The 15811-nt window shown below is 70.2% G+C and carries 15 protein-coding genes; 8 read left to right on the plus strand and 7 right to left on the minus strand.

The window, feature by feature from the left end:
• Positions 1 to 25: 25 nt before the first annotated feature.
• A complete protein-coding gene (locus V8688_RS08470) occupies positions 26 to 1195 on the minus strand; it encodes a thiolase family protein (protein WP_342800554.1) in 1170 nt (389 codons plus the stop codon).
• Positions 1196 to 1288: 93 nt separating this feature from the next.
• Here V8688_RS08470 and V8688_RS08475 point away from each other — a divergent pair, with 93 nt between their 5' ends.
• Complete coding sequence (locus V8688_RS08475) at positions 1289 to 1819, plus strand: helix-turn-helix domain-containing protein (RefSeq protein ID WP_342800555.1); 531 nt, start codon at positions 1289 to 1291, stop codon at positions 1817 to 1819.
• A 49-nt stretch (positions 1820 to 1868) separates the two neighbouring features.
• Here V8688_RS08475 and V8688_RS08480 read toward each other — a convergent pair whose 3' ends face one another.
• Complete coding sequence (locus V8688_RS08480; protein WP_342800556.1) at positions 1869 to 2516, minus strand: NAD(P)-binding domain-containing protein; 648 nt, start codon at positions 2514 to 2516, stop codon at positions 1869 to 1871.
• A gap of 158 nt (positions 2517 to 2674) precedes the next feature.
• The gene (gene ugpC / locus V8688_RS08485; protein ID WP_218718572.1) at positions 2675 to 3757 is read right to left on the minus strand and encodes a sn-glycerol-3-phosphate ABC transporter ATP-binding protein UgpC; all 1083 of its coding nucleotides are present in this window, start codon (positions 3755 to 3757) and stop codon (positions 2675 to 2677) included.
• 145 nt (positions 3758 to 3902) lie between these two features.
• Here ugpC and V8688_RS08490 point away from each other — a divergent pair, with 145 nt between their 5' ends.
• From V8688_RS08490 to V8688_RS08510, 5 genes are all read left to right on the plus strand, one after another.
• Positions 3903 to 4697, plus strand: a complete 795-nt coding sequence (locus tag V8688_RS08490) for an LLM class F420-dependent oxidoreductase (protein WP_218718571.1) — start codon at positions 3903 to 3905, stop codon at positions 4695 to 4697.
• 71 nt (positions 4698 to 4768) lie between these two features.
• Positions 4769 to 6559, plus strand: a complete 1791-nt coding sequence (locus V8688_RS08495) for an ABC transporter substrate-binding protein/permease (RefSeq protein ID WP_218718570.1) — start codon at positions 4769 to 4771, stop codon at positions 6557 to 6559.
• Positions 6556 to 7281 (plus strand): amino acid ABC transporter ATP-binding protein, encoded by a 726-nt coding sequence (locus V8688_RS08500; RefSeq protein ID WP_218718569.1) that lies wholly within the window; start codon positions 6556 to 6558, stop codon positions 7279 to 7281. The genes V8688_RS08495 and V8688_RS08500 overlap by 4 nt, the downstream gene beginning before the upstream one ends.
• Before the next feature lie 95 nt (positions 7282 to 7376).
• Positions 7377 to 7673 (plus strand): hypothetical protein, encoded by a 297-nt coding sequence (locus tag V8688_RS08505; protein WP_218718568.1) that lies wholly within the window; start codon positions 7377 to 7379, stop codon positions 7671 to 7673.
• Positions 7674 to 7801: 128 nt separating this feature from the next.
• The gene (locus tag V8688_RS08510; RefSeq protein ID WP_342800557.1) at positions 7802 to 8869 is read left to right on the plus strand and encodes an alpha/beta hydrolase family protein; all 1068 of its coding nucleotides are present in this window, start codon (positions 7802 to 7804) and stop codon (positions 8867 to 8869) included.
• Between the two features lie 4 nt (positions 8870 to 8873).
• On the opposite strand, the gene V8688_RS08515 is transcribed toward V8688_RS08510, so the two are convergent.
• The 4 genes from V8688_RS08515 to V8688_RS08530 form a co-directional block, all read right to left on the minus strand.
• Positions 8874 to 10118, minus strand: coding sequence for a CHAT domain-containing protein (locus V8688_RS08515; RefSeq protein WP_218718566.1), 1245 nt, complete (start codon positions 10116 to 10118; stop codon positions 8874 to 8876).
• Entirely contained in the window at positions 10115 to 11629 is a 1515-nt protein-coding gene (locus V8688_RS08520) for a tetratricopeptide repeat protein (RefSeq protein ID WP_342800558.1), read from the minus strand. The genes V8688_RS08515 and V8688_RS08520 overlap by 4 nt, the downstream gene beginning before the upstream one ends.
• 94 nt (positions 11630 to 11723) lie before the next feature.
• On the minus strand, positions 11724 to 12869 hold the full coding sequence (locus V8688_RS08525) for a hypothetical protein (RefSeq protein WP_218718564.1): 1146 nt from the start codon (positions 12867 to 12869) through the stop codon (positions 11724 to 11726).
• Positions 12869 to 14194, minus strand: a complete 1326-nt coding sequence (locus V8688_RS08530) for a hypothetical protein (RefSeq protein WP_255587759.1) — start codon at positions 14192 to 14194, stop codon at positions 12869 to 12871. The genes V8688_RS08525 and V8688_RS08530 overlap by 1 nt, the downstream gene beginning before the upstream one ends.
• A 132-nt stretch (positions 14195 to 14326) precedes the next feature.
• Between V8688_RS08530 and V8688_RS08535 the strand changes: the two genes are divergently transcribed.
• Complete coding sequence (locus V8688_RS08535) at positions 14327 to 14839, plus strand: lipoprotein LpqH (RefSeq protein ID WP_342800559.1); 513 nt, start codon at positions 14327 to 14329, stop codon at positions 14837 to 14839.
• Positions 14840 to 14880: 41 nt separating this feature from the next.
• Positions 14881 to 15681 carry a hypothetical protein gene (locus tag V8688_RS08540; RefSeq protein WP_218718562.1) on the plus strand — a complete coding sequence of 267 codons (801 nt, stop codon included), beginning with the start codon at positions 14881 to 14883 and terminating at the stop codon, positions 15679 to 15681.
• Positions 15682 to 15811: the final 130 nt, after the last annotated feature.

A 15811-nucleotide genomic window follows, 5' to 3' on the forward strand; every position in this document is an offset into this window, starting at 1 on the left:
CCGGGACGCCGACCCGGGCGGGGTTTCAGAGGCGTTCGATGATGGTGGCGTTGGCGAGGCCGCCTGCTTCGCACATCGTCTGCAGGCCGTAGCGGGCGCCGCGCTGGTGCAGGGCGTGGACGAGAGTGGTGGTGAGGCGGGCGCCGGACGCGCCGAGGGGGTGGCCGAGGGCGATGGCGCCGCCGTTGACGTTCACCTTGGCCGGGTCGGCGCCGGTTTCCTGGGCCCAGGCCAGCACGACCGGGGAGAAGGCCTCGTTGATCTCGATCAGGTCGATGTCGTCGAGGGTCAGGCCGGAACGGCGCAGCACCTTCTCGGTCGCGGGGATGACCGCGGTGAGCATGAGCAGTGGATCGTCGCCGGCGACGGCGAAGCTGTGCAGCCGTGCCAGCGGGCGCAGGCCCAGCTCGGCGGCGCGTTCGCCGGACATGATGAGCACCGCCGCGCTGCCGTCGCTGACCTGGCTGGCCGAGGCCGCCGTGATCTCCCAGCCGATCTGCGGGAAACGCGCCGCCATGGCGGGGTCGTAGTAGGCGGGCTTCAGCTTGCCGAGCGTCTCGAGCGTGGAGCCGACCCGGATGCCCTCGTCGGTGTCGAGCCCGTTCAGCGGTGCCAGCTCGGCGCTGAACAGTCCGTCTTTGGTGGCGCGAGCGGCCTTTTCGTGGCTACCGAGCGCGAACTCGTCGAGCTGGGTGCGGGTCAGGCCCCACTTCGCGGCGATCAGTTCGGCGCTGATTCCCTGGGGTACCAGCCCGTCCGGGTAGCGCTCGGTGAAGGCGACGCCGGACAGATCGGTGGCCCCGATCAGATTGGCGCCCATGGGAACCCGGCCCATGGACTCCACACCGGCGGCCACCACGATGTCGTAGGCGCCCGCGATCACGCCCTGGGCGGCGAAGTGGATGGCTTGCTGACTGCTGCCGCACTGCCGGTCGACGGTGGTGGCCGCCACCGACTCGGGATACCCGGCGGCGAGCGCGGCCCGCCGGGTCATGTTGGAGCCCTGTTCCCCGACCTGGGTGACGATGCCGCCGATGACGTCGTCGATCAGGGCCGGGTCGATGCCGCTGCGCTCGACGACCGCGCGCAGGCTGTGTGCGAGCAGGTCGACGGGATGGATGTCGTGGAGCGCGCCGTTCGGCTTGCCCCGGCCGATGGGGGTGCGTACCGCTTCGACGATGACCGCGTCTCGCATGGGAGTCCTCTTTCGACGGTGAGCCAACGCTGACTCTATCCAACAATAGCCAGCTTAGGCGCTAACTATCATCTCCTCAAGTCAGAGGTGGGTATGATGTCGGTCATGGCAGCCGTGATGGAAGGGCCACTGGCCGATCTGAGCAAGTGGGATACCGCGGGCTGTTCGATCGCGCGGGCCATGGACCTGATCGGAACGCGCTCGGCGGTGCTCATCCTGCGCGAGGCGTACTACGGCACCACCCGCTTCGACGGCTTCGCCCGCCGCGTCGGCATCACCGATGCCGCCGCCGCGAGCCAGCTCCGCAAGCTCACCGCGGCCGGGCTCCTGGAAAAGCGCCCCTACCAGGAAGAAGGCATGCGCACCCGCAACGAGTACGTGCTCACCCAGATGGGCCGCGACCTACTGCCCGCGGTGGTCGCCCTGTGGCAGTGGGGCGACACCTACCTCCAGCCCGGCCCGGCGCCCCTGCATCGGGTCGACGTCACCACGGGTGCGCCGGTCCGCGCCGAACTGCGCAGCGCCGACGGCACCGAGGTCCCGCTCGAGCAACTCGCCGTCCGCGTCAACCCCGACTACCTGCGCTACCGCGACGCCGAGCGCGCGAAGGGCCGGGACACCTGATCGCCTCGCCCCGAGGGGTGACGCACTCGGTCGTCGCCAGGTGAACCACTCAGGCGGTGAAGACGCCGATGTTCACGTCCTCGGTGCCGAGAGCCTGGAACAGGCTGACCCAGAGGAGAACCATCGGCTCGGTGCTGCGGGCGGTGTGGAGGGGGCCCAGGTCGATGAGCTGATCCGGAGCCCAGCCGAACGCGGTGAGCACCTCGGTGACGGTCTTCTTGGCGGCGGCGTCGTCACCGCTGAGGAAGATGCTGTGCTTGCCCGGGATCCGGCCGGGGTCCACCATCACCTGGTTGTTGGTGGTGTTGAGCGTCTTCACGACGAACGCGTCGGGGAAGGCGGCCTGGAGCGACTCGGCCACGCTGCCCTCGGCGGGCACGACGAGTTTCGGCGGGAAGCCCTGGGAGAAGTCGAGCGGGTTCGACACGTCGACGACGACCTTGCCGCGCAGGTTCGCCGCGCCCGCCGCGGTGAGCGCGGCCAGCGAGACGGTGCCGGAGGTGGCGTTGACGATCAGCTCGGCGGTGGCCGCCGCGTCGGCGAAAGTGCCGTGAGCGCCGCCGGTTTCGGCCGCCCAGGCGGTGGCGTCGGGATTGTCGGCCGTGCGCGACCCCATCGTCACCGTGTGCCCGATCTCGACCAGCTTGCTCGCCAGCCGACGGCCGACCTGCCCTGTGCCGAGTACTGCTACGCGCATTTTCCGCTACCTCGTCTGTCGCGACCCCCGCCCGGCGAATGCCGGGGCCCGGTCAGCATAGGCCCAGGTGAGGGCATCCGCCGAGCGACTACGCGCACAGCTGAATCGGACGTGCGCGGAGCCGGGCGAGCGACACCGATCGCCCGCCCGGACCGCAGTCAGCGCAGCCGACGACCGTCCACGGCGCTGAAGAAGTACACGTGCTCGGGATCGGTGGTCAGCTCCAGCAGCTCGCCCCTGGCCGGCGGCCTGCGCCAATCCACCCGCGCCACAATGGTCTCCCCGGCCTGCCCGCCCGCACCGTCGGCCAGCGCGCGACCGTAGACGTAGGCGTCGGAGCCGAGCTCCTCGACCACGTCGACCTCCATCCGCAGCCCACCCTTGCCCACCTCGAGGTGTTCGGGCCGGATGCCGAGCACGACCGAGCCCTCGCCCGCGTCGGCCACCGCGCGCGGCACCCGCACCGGGTAGCCGCCGATGGTGACCGTGCCGTCGGCGACGGGCAGCGTGAACAGGTTCATCGCGGGCGAGCCCATGAACCCGGCGACGAACACGTTCGCCGGATCGCGATAGAGATCGCGCGGCGAGGCGCACTGCTGCAGCAGGCCGTCCTTGAGCACGGCGACGCGGTCGCCCATCGTCATGGCCTCGACCTGGTCGTGGGTGACGTAGACGGTGGTGGTGCCGAGCCTGCGCTGCAGCTGGGCGATCTGGGTGCGGGTCTGCACGCGCAGCTTGGCGTCGAGGTTCGACAGCGGCTCGTCCATCAGGAACACCTGCGGCTGGCGCACGATCGCGCGGCCCATCGCCACGCGCTGACGTTGACCGCCCGACAGCGCCTTGGGCTTGCGGTCGAGGTACTGCTCGAGGTCGAGCAGCTTGGCCGCCTCCAGCACGCGCTGGTCGCGCTCGGCCTTGGACACCTTGGCCAGCTTCAGCGCGAAGCCCATGTTCTCCGCGACCGACATGTGCGGGTAGAGCGCGTAGTTCTGGAACACCATCGCGATGTCGCGATCCTTGGGCTCGGCGTTGGTGACGTCGTTGTCGCCGATCAGGATCCGGCCGCCGTTGACCTCCTCGAGGCCGGCCAGCATGCGCAGCGAGGTGGACTTGCCACAGCCGGACGGGCCGACGAGGACCAGGAATTCGCCGTCGGCGATCTCCAGGTCGAGTGCGTCGACGGCGGGTGTGGTCGCACCGGCGTAGAGCCTGGTGGCGCGGTCGAAGGTGACGGTAGCCATGCGTAGTTCAACATCCCATCCCGGCAGGAACGTGCCGGACGATCCGAGTACAGGGTCGCTGGGATCGTAGCGGCCCGCCCGGACCCGCTCGGTATTTCCGGGTAGCCTCGGGCGCGGAGTCCACCCGAGTGCCGAGGAGCGCGGTATGAGTCGTCCAGTCCGTATCGGAGTCCAGCTTCAGCCGCAGCACGCGCCCGACTACGCGCTCATCCGCGACGCGGTGTTGCGCGCGGAGGACGCGGGCGTGGACATCGTCTTCAACTGGGACCACTTCTTCCCGCTCACCGGTGACCCCGCCGGCGCGCATTTCGAGTGCTGGACCATGCTCGGCGCGTGGGCCGAGCAGACCGAGCGGGTCGAACTCGGCGCGCTGGTCACCGGCGGCGGCTACCGCAATCCCGATCTGCTCGCCGATATGGCCCGCACGGTCGACCACATCAGCGGCGGCAGGCTGATCCTCGGGATCGGCGCCGGCTGGTTCCAGCGGGACTACGACGAGTACGGCTACGACTTCGGTACCCCGGGCACCCGGCTGAACCTGTTGAAGGACAACCTGGCCCGGATCAAGACGAGGCTGGCGAAGCTGAACCCGGGGCCGGTCCGGGAGATCCCGATCCTGATCGGCGGTGGCGGCGAGCGCAAGACGCTGCGCCTGGTCGCCGAGTACGCCGACATCTGGCATTCCTTCGTCGATGTGGACACGCTGGCGCACAAGAACAAGGTCCTCGCCGAGCACGCCGCCGCCGTCGGTGCCGACGCGGACCGGATCGAGCGGTCGGTGCAGTGGCAGGGTCGCGAGCAAGCCGACGCGTTGCACGCCGCGGGTGTCACGCTGTTCACCGTCGGCGTCTCCGGGCCCGACTACGACCTCGGCACCGTGCGCAAGGCCATCGAATGGCGCGACGATGTGAACCCCGAACTCCTGGAAGGCCTCGCCTGACCTGCTGATCCGTCCCGACGCGGGGTGCGCGTAACCCTCGCCGTGCAAGGTTGCGGCTAGGGTCTATCGCCATGGCAGGTGTGCGTGCTGTGCGAACCCGGGCGCGGTTAGCCGCGTTGTTACTGCTCGTCGGCGTGGCCGCGACCGGCTGTGGCGACAGTGGTGACACGGCGACCCGTGATCTGTGTTCCCCACCCGGCGCGAGCGCGGCCACGGCCGCGCCGACCAACCTCGCCTCCTCGGCGACCGCGGGCACCGATCGCTACACCACCGCGACCACCGCGCCGATCGAGTCGATCGATACCGGCAAGCTCGGACTGCTCAATCCCGGGACGCTCAGCGTCGGCACCCTGTCGGACGCGCCGCCGAGCATCTGCGTGAACGGGCAGGGCACGTTCACCGGCTTCGACAACGAATTGCTCAGGGCTATCGGCGAGAAGCTCGGACTGCGGGTCGAGTTCTCGGGTACGGAGTTCGCCGGTCTGCTCGCACAGGTCTCGGGCAAGCGGTTCGACGTGGGCTCGTCGAACATCACCACCACCGACGCCAGGCGGGAGCTGGTCGGTTTCACCAACGGCTACGACTTCGGTTACTTCTCGCTGGTCGTGCCGCAGGGCAGCGCCATCAAGGGCTTCGGTGATCTGAGCGGCAGCACCAGGATCGCGGTCGTGCAGGGCACCGTGCAGGACGAGTTCGTGGTCAACCAGCTGAAGCTGGATCCGGTGAAGTTCCCCGACTACAACACCGCCTACGCGAATCTGAAGTCGGGTCAGGTCGACGCCTGGGTCGCCCCGTCGGCCCAGGCCGAGGGCGCGATCAAGCCCGGCGACGGAATCGTGGTCTCGGAGAACACCTTCAGCCTGGACAATTTCGTCGGCTACGCCGTCGCCAAGAACAATCAGCCGCTCATCGACGCGCTGAACTCCGGCCTGGACGCGGTGATCGCCGACGGCACCTACGCCCGGCTCTACGAGGACTGGGTACCGCGTGAACTGCCGCCGGGCTGGAAGCCCGGCTCCAAAGCCGTGCCAGCCCCGCAACTTCCGGACTTCGCCGCGATCGCCGCGGCGCAGGAGCCGGGGCAGACCGAGCAGGCGGTGCAGAAGTCGACCCTGCAGCAGTTGAAGGACACGTTCTTCGACTGGTCCCTGTACCGCAAGGCCTTTCCCGATCTGATCAAGACCGGCCTGCCGAACACGCTGATCCTGGCGCTGGTGTCGGGCGTGCTCGGCACGGTGCTCGGCATGATCCTGGCGGTGATGGGGATCTCGCGCACCCGCTGGTTGCGCTGGCCCGCCCGCGTCTACACCGACATCTTCCGTGGTCTGCCCGCCGTCGTGATCATCCTGCTGATCGGCCTCGGCATCGGCCCGGTCGTCCGCGACATCACCGGCGGCAACCCGTACTGGCTCGGCGCGATCGCGCTGGCGCTGCTCGCGGCCGCCTACATCGGCGAGATCTTCCGCTCCGGCATCCAGTCGGTCGAGCCGGGCCAGCTCGAAGCCGCCCGCGCCATCGGTTTCGGCTACCGGCAGGCGATGACGCTGGTAGTGATCCCGCAGGGGGTGCGGCGGGTGCTGCCCGCGCTGATGAACCAATTCATCGCGCTGATCAAGGACTCGTCGCTGATCTACTTCCTCGGCCTGCTCGCCTCCCAGCGTGAGCTGTTCGCTGTCGGCCGCGACCTCAACGCCCAGACCGGCAACCTGTCCCCGCTGGTCGCCGCGGGCCTGATGTATCTCGTGCTGACCATCCCGCTCACCCACCTGGTGAACTACATCGACGGGCGGATGCGCACCGGCAAACCGACGCCCGCCGACCCGATCGAGCAGGCTGTCATCACGGAAGGACGCGGCGCATGAGTGCCTCCTTGACCGGCACCGGCCTCCACCTGACGCTGGGCAACAACCACATCCTGCGCGGGGTCGACATCCACGTCGAGGCCGGCCACGCGACGACCGTCATCGGCCCGTCGGGCTCGGGCAAGTCGACCCTGCTGCGGGTGCTCAACCGCCTGCACGAGCCCGATTCCGGCGACGTGCTGCTCGACGGCAAGTCGGTGCTGCGCGACGATCCCGACAAGCTGCGTCAGCGCATCGGCATGGTCTTCCAGCACTTCAACCTGTTCCCGCACAAGACGGTCGCCGACAATGTCGCGCTCGGCCCGCGCAAGCTGCGCGGGCTGTCGGCCGAGCAGGCGCGGGCGCTGGCGCTGGAACAGCTCGAGATCGTCGGGCTCGCCGGCAAGGCCGACGCCAGGCCCGCCGCGCTGTCCGGCGGCCAGCAGCAGCGCGTGGCCATCGCCCGCGCGCTGGCCATGAAGCCGGAGCTCATGTTCTTCGACGAGGCCACCTCGGCGCTGGACCCGGAGCTGGTCAAGGGAGTGCTCGCGCTGATGGCCGACCTCGCCTCGGGCGGCATGTCGATGATCGTGGTGACCCACGAGATGGGCTTCGCCCGTAGCGTCTCCGACAGCGTCGTGTTCATGGACCAGGGCGTCGTCGTGGAGACCGGCACCCCCGACGCCGTGTTCGACGACGCCGCGACCCCGCGCCTGCGCCGCTTCCTCGACCAGGTCCTCTGACCAGGTCGAACGCGGTTATGGCAACACATGCGCAACTGTTAATGTCGAGGGTGTTCCAGCGTGAATCGACCGGTACGAGTACAGGGAGAGCACCGATGACAACGGCACATGTCGAGCATCCAGAACACACCCACGTCCACGGCCCCACCTGCGGGCATGTCGCGGTTCCGCACGAAGATCACGTCGACTACGTCCACGACGGCCACCTGCACCGCGAACACGACGGCCACTTCGACGAGTGCGAGACCACAGCACACGTCCAGCACTCCACCCACGACCACGTCCACGGCCCCGGATGCGGGCATGTCGCGGTGCCGCACGGTGACCACGTCGACTACATCCACGACGGCCACCGGCACGCGGCCCACGACGGTCACTACGACGACCACTGATCCGCTGACCGCCGTCGCGCGCCCGCAATACTGTCGGCTCGACGGCCGAGCACCCGCCGGATACTGTTCGGTGTCCTGGCGGTCAACCGAATGTCTGCCGATTCAAGTTTCTGGGGAGAGCTCGGCGGATGGTCGGAACAATCAGGCGCGCACTGGCTTCGGGGACCGCCGCGTGCGTGCTGGCGGTATGCGCCACCGTCCTCGGCGCGGGCAACGGCCTGGCCGAGGGCGGTGATCCGATCGTCGAATCGAAGAAGCTGCTCGCGACGCCGACCACGGCCGACGGCTCGCACATCGTCTCCAGCCGGATCGGCGAGCGCGATCTGAGCATGCTGGTCTTCTCGGCCGCGATGAACAAGGCCGTCACGATCAAGGTGCAGCGACCGAAGGACGCCTCACGGCCGCGACCGGTGCTCTACCTGCTCAACGGCGCGGGCGGCGGCGAGGACCGGGCGACCTGGTGGCAGAACACCGACGTCGGCGATTTCCTCGCCACCAAGGACGTCAACGTGGTGATGCCGATCGGTGGCGCCTGGGCGTACTACACCGATTGGCAGCGCGACGACCCGACGCTGGGCCGCAACAAATGGCGCACTTTCCTGCTCGACGAGCTGCCGCCGCTGGTCGATCAGGCCCTCGGGACCAACGGCGTCAACGCCATCGCCGCGAACTCGATGACCGCGACCGCCGTGCTCCAGCTGGCCGAGGCCAGGCCCGGCTTCTATCAGTCCGTCGCCGGATACAGCGGGTGCGCGCAGATCGCCGATCCGATCGGTCAGCAGTTCACCAAGCTGGTGGTGCAGACCTACGGCGGCGGCGATGTGCGCAATATGTACGGCGCCGACGACGACCCGGCGTGGGCCGCCAACGATCCGGTGCTGCACGCCGAGAAACTGCGCGGCACAAGGCTGTTCGTCTCCGATTCCTCCGGTCTGCCCGGCCCGCACGACAGCGTCGACGATCCGTACATGATGAACCCGACCCCGGCCGGCCTGGCGAATCAGCTCATCGTCGGCGGCGTCATCGAGGCCGCGGTCAACTGGTGCACCCGCAATCTGGAGACCAGGCTCGGCGAGCTGGGCATCCCGGCCACCTTCGACCGCCAGGCCACCGGCACCCATTCGTGGGGTTACTGGCGCGACGCCTTCCATCGGTCGTGGCCGGTGCTCGCCGCCGGCCTCGGCCTGCCCGAGTAGGTCCTCAGTCGGTCACGGTGGCGAAAGCCGCCCAGAGCAGCGGGGAGTTCTCGGGGGCCGGGTCAGCTCGCCACGCGTCCAGCCGCGCCCGCTGCCAGGTCAGCAGCGTGGGGACCGGTGTGGACGAATCGTGCGCCGTGTCGACGGCGCAGATGGCGGCCTGCAACGGAGACCCGGTGGCGGCGGTCAAGGTGTGGAAGGCGTGATCGGTGGGCAGCGGCCACCGGGTGGCGGTCACCAGTTCCGCGCCGGCCGACAGCGCGGCCGTGGTGAGGCCGAGGGCCTCGGTGAAGCGCAGGTCACCGCCGCTCTCGCAGGCGATCAGGGCGACCCGGCTCGGCATCGGCCACAGCGCGCGGCCGGCCGTGGGGGCGGGGTCGATGGTGTGCGTGCCGAGCAGCAGGTCCTTGGCCGACAGCGGACGATGGGTGCGGGTGGGGGTCGCCAGGCCGCGCGCGTCGGCGGTGCAACTCAGGTGCAGCTCGGCGTGCTCGCTCTCGCCCGACTCGGGCGGCGGCGCGGTGACATGGCCGACGTACACGAGTCGGCTGGCGCCGGCCCGCAGCGCCGTGGACAGCCACTCGCGGTCGGTGTCGGTGCGGCGGAACAGGGCGACCGGATCGCCGACGTGCGGGACCAGCCTGCCGTCGTAGCGGCTGAAATGCTGGGCCACCAGGGTGTCGGCGCTCGGCCTGCCGAGGACCGAGCCCAGCTCGGAGTCCGCCCGATAGCCGGGCACGCGCGGATCGAGCACCGCGACGACCGGTAGATCGGCGGTCTCGGTCCAGCGACGCACGACCCGTTCCGGCGCGTGTACCACCGAGGCGGGCGCGAGCAGACTGACATCGGCGATATCGAGCAGCCGGAGTTCGGGATCGGGCGCGATGATCTCCCACGGCACCTGCGCCAGGCGCGGCGAGGGCTGGATCCGCAGATGCGGCCGGATGCCGCGCTGGGACAGCTCGTAGAGCTGCACGGCGAGCCCATAGGGCAGCAGAGCCCGGGAAAGCGCCTGGGCCAGATCGTTTTCCGCGGTGGGGTTCGCCAGCGCGCCCTCGGTCATCACCCGCCGCAGCTCGTCGGGACGCGCGGGGTCGGGGACCGCGTCGCCCAGCAGCCGCAGCACCTCGCGAACCTGATCCCTGGGCAGGGTACCGACGCCACGGGCGGCGGTGTCGTCGTCCCACCGCCACGACACGTAGACATCGCCGGCGTCGGCCATCCTGATCACGGCGGTCGGGGCGTTCATAGCGTGATCACCCGGTCGTCGCGCACCGGCCGCGCGTAGCGTCGCTCGGCGTAGGAGATGAAGTCCGACAGCACGATGCGGCCGTCGTCGGACAATCGCGGCGGTGGTGCGACGGGAATGCCCGCGGCGGCGGCGACGTCGGCGAGGGCCGCCCCGAGCTGGAGCGCGGGCGCGAAGACGGGCTCCTCGTCGGGGGCGTCGAGCAATTCGAATCCGAGCGTGGGCGTGACCGTGTCGTCGAAGGCCGCCGGATCGAGACTCGTTCCCGCGCACTGGGTGTCGATCAGATCGCTGACCAGCTGCCCGTCCCCGGACAGCACCGCGAAGCGGAAGGCCAGCCGCATGGCAGGCGCGGCGACGGCGCGATGCCAGTGCTCGCGCTGGTTGCCGTTGGGCAGGGTGTGGCGCACCGCGTCGATCGCCAGCGCGGCGGGCACCGCGAGCCCGACCCCCTGCGCGACCAGCGCCGGATCCGGGTGCGTGGCCCGCTCGATCGCGGTGTGCAGCAGTTCGGCGTGCCAGTAGTCGAGCTGGGCGCAGTGCAGGCCGAGGGCGTGTGCCGAGTACTCGGCGAAGGCCGCCGCGAGCAGCTCCTCGCAGCGCCGCGGGTCGCCGAGGGCGAACTGCACGGTGGCCAGTCGCAACCGGACGTCGGCGGCGTCGAGGACCACCCCGGTGCTGTCGAAACGATCCAGTGCTCGCAGGTAGTGGGTGCGCGCGGCGACGTAGTCGCCGCGGCCTTCCGCGAGGAAACCCAGTGTCTTGTAGCCGATTCCGGACCAGTGCCCCAGCTCGGCGCCCTCGAAGAATTCCTGGCTGGAGCGCAGCGGCTCCTCGGCCTCGTCGTAGCGCCCCGCCCTGACCAGCATGATCGCCAGGTTCTGCGACGCCTCGGCGACCGCGGCCTGATCGCCGGTCGCGGCGAAGGCGCTCATCGCCTGCCGGGCGAAGTCGAAGGCCATCTCGTGCCTGCCGGTCTCGAACGAGCTCGCGGCCAGGTTCATCAACGGATGGCCCGCCAGTTCCGGCGCGAAACGTTCGGTCGCGCCCAGTGATTCGTGCGCCAGCTCGGCGGCGTGCGCCCACTGCCCGCGGTGCAGCGCCACCGCGGTCAGCGAGAGCAGGCAGGCCACCCGGACCATGCCCTGGTCGGTGGTGTCGGCGAGCAGCTCGCGCGCTTGCTCGAGCGACTGCTGCGCCGCGTCGAGCTCACCGAGATGCTGTTGCGCCTGCGACAGGTTGACCAGGGCGGCGGGCCGCTGGTGCGCCGCGTCCTCGGGCAGCACGGCCAGCGCGGTCTGGAACAACTCGACCGAGCGCCGATGCTCGCCGATCTCGTCGGCCATGCTCGCGGCATTGATCAGCGCCGCGCTGCGCAACCGCGGCGCCGCGCCGTCGGCCACCCGCTCGAAGATCGCCAGCGCGCCGACGAGATCGCCGCGCTGATACGCCTCGTACCCCTCGGTGAGCTGGGCATCGTCCTTGTCGGAGGTCTTGCCTACCGCTGCCATCTGCTACCTCGCCTCGGTCGGGGACGGTCGTCGCGTTCGGCTGTCGTGGCCCGCGCCGTCGCGGCGCTCGACATCGGGGGATTCGCCGCGAGCATCAGAAGTCCGAATCATCCGCGGCGGCCACGGCTTCGGCGCCGAGCAGCGGTTCGCCGGTCGACGATCCGGTGAGCCGCTGCCGGGCGAAGTCCCGGATCAGTCCGCGCGCGGGTGCCTCGTCCGGCTGCGGGCCCGCCGGTCCGACACCGGGCACGAAAACGTCCACGGTCAGTTCGCGGCCGAGGAACTCGCCGACTCGGGCCGCGCCGACCCAGGCGTCACCTCGGCGTCGCAACGCCACCTCGGCGACCTCGGCACCGGCGGTGATGCGTGCGTGCGGGCGCAGATGCGCGGGCACCTCGCGCGGGCAACCGGGTGCCGCGACCACGCTGACCTGCACAGTCGATACTCCGTCCGTCCGCAGGACCTGCCATGACACCGCGCCGCCGCCCGCGTCGAGGAGGCCGGGCGGACACCGACGCCAGTCGCATTCACCACTGCCGCGCGCGAACACGAGGCCGCCGGTTTCGCCGGCACCGCCCGCGGCGAGCGCGTAATCGTCCGCGCGGGTGGACCCCGGCCCGGTGTCGGACTGCTCGGCCCGGAGACCGGGCCATTCCTGCCCCGTCGAATCCGCTGACCCGCTCGGCCCGCCGCCGCCTCGGGAAGGGTCCTCCGCCGCTACCGAATTCGCTGCCGACGTCCGATCGGATACTCCGAATCCGGCCAGGCGGTCGAGTGATGTCGGCACTTCGACGTCGAGCGCCATATCGCATGCCTCGGTCAACTCCTCGACATCGGCGGCCAGCAGCGCCGGATCGAGCGCGGGAATGCCATCGACGGTCGACGCGGGCCACCACCGAGTCGCCCAGTGCGCGTACGCGAGTCGCCGCAGCGCGGCCGTGAGGTCGGGCCGTAGCGGGGCGGCGGTCAGGGTGCGTCGCTGTCCGTCTGCGACGGTGAGCGCGGCCTCCTCGCCGTAGACGGCCCACAGCCAATCCTGCGCGGCGTCCGGGTCGTCCAGCACGGCGGCCGGAAGTGACTGTCCGGCAAGCAGACTCCAGCTCAGATGGCCGCCGACCACGTCGAGCACGAGCGCGTCGAGGGTGGGCGTGTCGTCGAGCACTGTCGGCGGGGTGGTGGGCGCGTCCTGGGGAATCAGTGTCACGGTGCCCGCCGCGCGCTGGACGCGGATCGTCGTCATCAGCTCGCCCTCGCTCGCATCGTCGCGTGCTCACCCAGGGTGGTGAGCGCTTGCTTCACCCTGGTGCGGTGGTCCAGGATCACCGAGCGCGCGACCCCGTCGAGCAGATCCCACAGCTCGCCCGGCTCGAAGACCGGCATCTCCCGCACGTCGCGCCCGTGCAGCCGGACCCATAACCTGCGCAGATAGGGACGCCACGGCGTGCGCAGTTCGGCGGCGACGGCGGCCAGCGGGCCGGTCGCGCCGTCGACCACATGGACCGCGTAACGCCGCGCCTGCAGCACGTACGCCTCCCGTCGCCAGCGGCTGTTGACCACCTCGTGGGCGCGCGAGGACCCGGTGTCGCCATCGTCGGAGGTAGTGATCGGCGAGAGTCCCAGTGCCAGTTCGCAACCCGCGGCCGCGGTCACCCGCAGCGATTCGTCCAGCAGACCCCACGGCGAGCAACTGCGGGAGATCTCCGTGGTCACCAGCTCCGGGATGTCCGGGAGATCGGTGCGGTCGACACTGCCTTGCAGCACGGTGAAGACCCGCTCGTACACGGTGCGGTCGAACGGCAGTCCGAGATTCGCGGTCGACGCCGAAGCGCCCAGGTCGGGACGCTGGGGACAGGTGTGCATCGTCAGTCCGAGGTCGTCGGCGCCATGCGCCGGATGCGCGCGCCACAGCGCGATGCCGCGGTGGGTGCCCGCTTGGTCCTCGACGAGTTCGTCGAGCAGAGGGCCCGCGTCGGCGGGATCACCGTCGCGGGCCAGGGTGCTCGCCTCGAGCAGTTCGGTCAGCGCGGGCGCCAGATCGCGGACCCCGAACTCCGAGAGCGGCCGCCGGTTCCAGGCGACGTCGAGCAGCGCGGTGAGCTCCACCAGCCGGTGCGGGTCGGTCACATGGTCTTTCAGGGCCGCCGTGGTGCGCCCGCCGGTACTCTCGTGCACCTCGCGCAGCATCGCCTCGGCCCGTGCCCGCGCGTCCGGGCCGGGCGCGCCGTGCACGGTCGCCAGTTCGAAACAGCGCTGGAAGTACAGGTCCTGGGCATTGCCCTCGGTGATCCGCAGCGCCCGGCGCACCTGCTTGAGCACGGTGAACCACTCGGCGCAGGCCCGCAGCACGTCGGACTGGGCCAGCACCAGCGAGGTCAGCAGCGTGCTGCCGTCGGCGGAGAGCACGGTGCCCGCGCACAGCGGATGCTGCACGGGCCGGATGACCAGCGGGTCGAGGATCAGCTTCACAGTGCGGCGCAGCGGGCCGCCCTGTGGCCCGCTCAAGGCGTCGACGCCGTCGAGCCCGCGCCACACCTCGTCGAGCACCAGGGCGCGGGGTCTTCGCATTCGACCAGGTTAACGGCATTTCCGGCGGGTGGCGCACGGAAAAGTTGGGATCGGTAGGGCGCCGATGATTTCTACCTTTCTCTCAACGGGCCACCGAGAACCGGCCCGCTCAACCGAGAGAACGGAAACACCATGAACACCAAGCTGATCGCCGCCCTCGCCGCTTCCGCCGCCGCCACCGCGCTGTTCGTCACCGGCTGCAGCGACTCCGGCACCAGCTCGACCCCGTCGAGCACCGGCTCGGCCGCCCCGGCGCCCGCCGCGGGCAAGTCCACCGCCAGCGTCGACGGCAAGGAATTCGCCGCCAAGTTCGACACCACCTGCGCCAAGCAGGGCGGCACCCTGGCGCTCGCGCTGACCGACCTGGCCAACGCCACCTACGGCAACCTCTCGGTCAGCGCCTCGGTCGAGGGCGACACCGTCCAGGCGGTGGCGATCGCCGGCACCCAGGGCGGCTCGAACGGCCTGCCCTACGCGGTCGGCTACGGCAACGGCCAGCCGGGCGGCTCGGCCAAGCTCGCCAAGGACGGCAACACCTTCCGCATCACCGGCGAGGGCGTGAGCGCCCCCGACCTGACCAACCCGCTGGCGGGCCCGGCCACCGCGAAGTTCGACATCACCTTCGCCTGCACCACGATCGCCTGACCTGATCGCGACCCGGTCGCACCACTTCACGAGGAGGAATCATGAAATCCAAGCTCCGCGCGGCCGCGGTCGCCTTCGGGGTCCTGTCCATCGGCTACTACCTCTACTACGGCCTCACCTACACCCCCGACGAGTTCACCGGCGGCATGCTCGGCTGGGTCGGCCCGCAGATGGCGCTGCCGATCATCGCCCTGACCATCGTGCCGATGGTCTTCGCCTTCACCGGCGACGGCATCATGGAGGCCTTCACCGGCCGTAACAGCGGCGAGTTCCGCCAGGGCGAGGTGGGCATCGGCACCATCACCTCGTTCCGCCAGACCGGGGTCTCGGTCAACGATCAGCCGCAGGTGCGGATCGAATTCCGCGTCGAAGGCGCGGACGGGAAGGTCTTCGACTCGCACGCCAAGATGATCGTGCCACTCACCGAGCTGGCGCTGCTGCAGCCCGGCGTCGTGCTGCCGGTCCGGTATCTGCCGGGCCGCACCGACAAGGTCGAGGTGGACCGCTCCGGTGACTCCGGTGCCGCGCAGCGAGCGATGAACGAATCGCTCATCCGCAAGGGCATCACCACCCGCGGCAAGCTCGACATCGCCGAGCGCGGCCTGGCCGCCCAGGCGGTGGTCCGCAGCCTCGACGTCCCCGGCCGGATCCGCGGTGGGTACACCGAGATCATCCTCGGCCTGGTGGTCACCCGCCCGGACGGCAGCACCTTCCAGACCAGCGCCGAGAAGTTCCTGCCGCCGTCGGCGATCGGCCACGTGCAGGTCGGCCGGATCCTGCAGGTGCACTACCTGCCCGGCAACGAGCAGGAGGTGGTGATCGCCCTGCCGGTCAACGCCTGATGACAACCGAACCCACCGAACTCGGCGAGTACAGCACTCGCCGAGTTTTGGTCGTGTGTTCATCTTCGCGTTCCCGATGGCTCGCCTGGGCTGCCTACCGTGCGGCGAAGTCCGACCTACTCAGGAGTCA

The sequence above is a fragment of the Nocardia sp. No.11 genome, from assembly GCF_038752175.1.
Classification (GTDB): Bacteria; Actinomycetota; Actinomycetes; order Mycobacteriales; family Mycobacteriaceae; genus Nocardia; species Nocardia canadensis.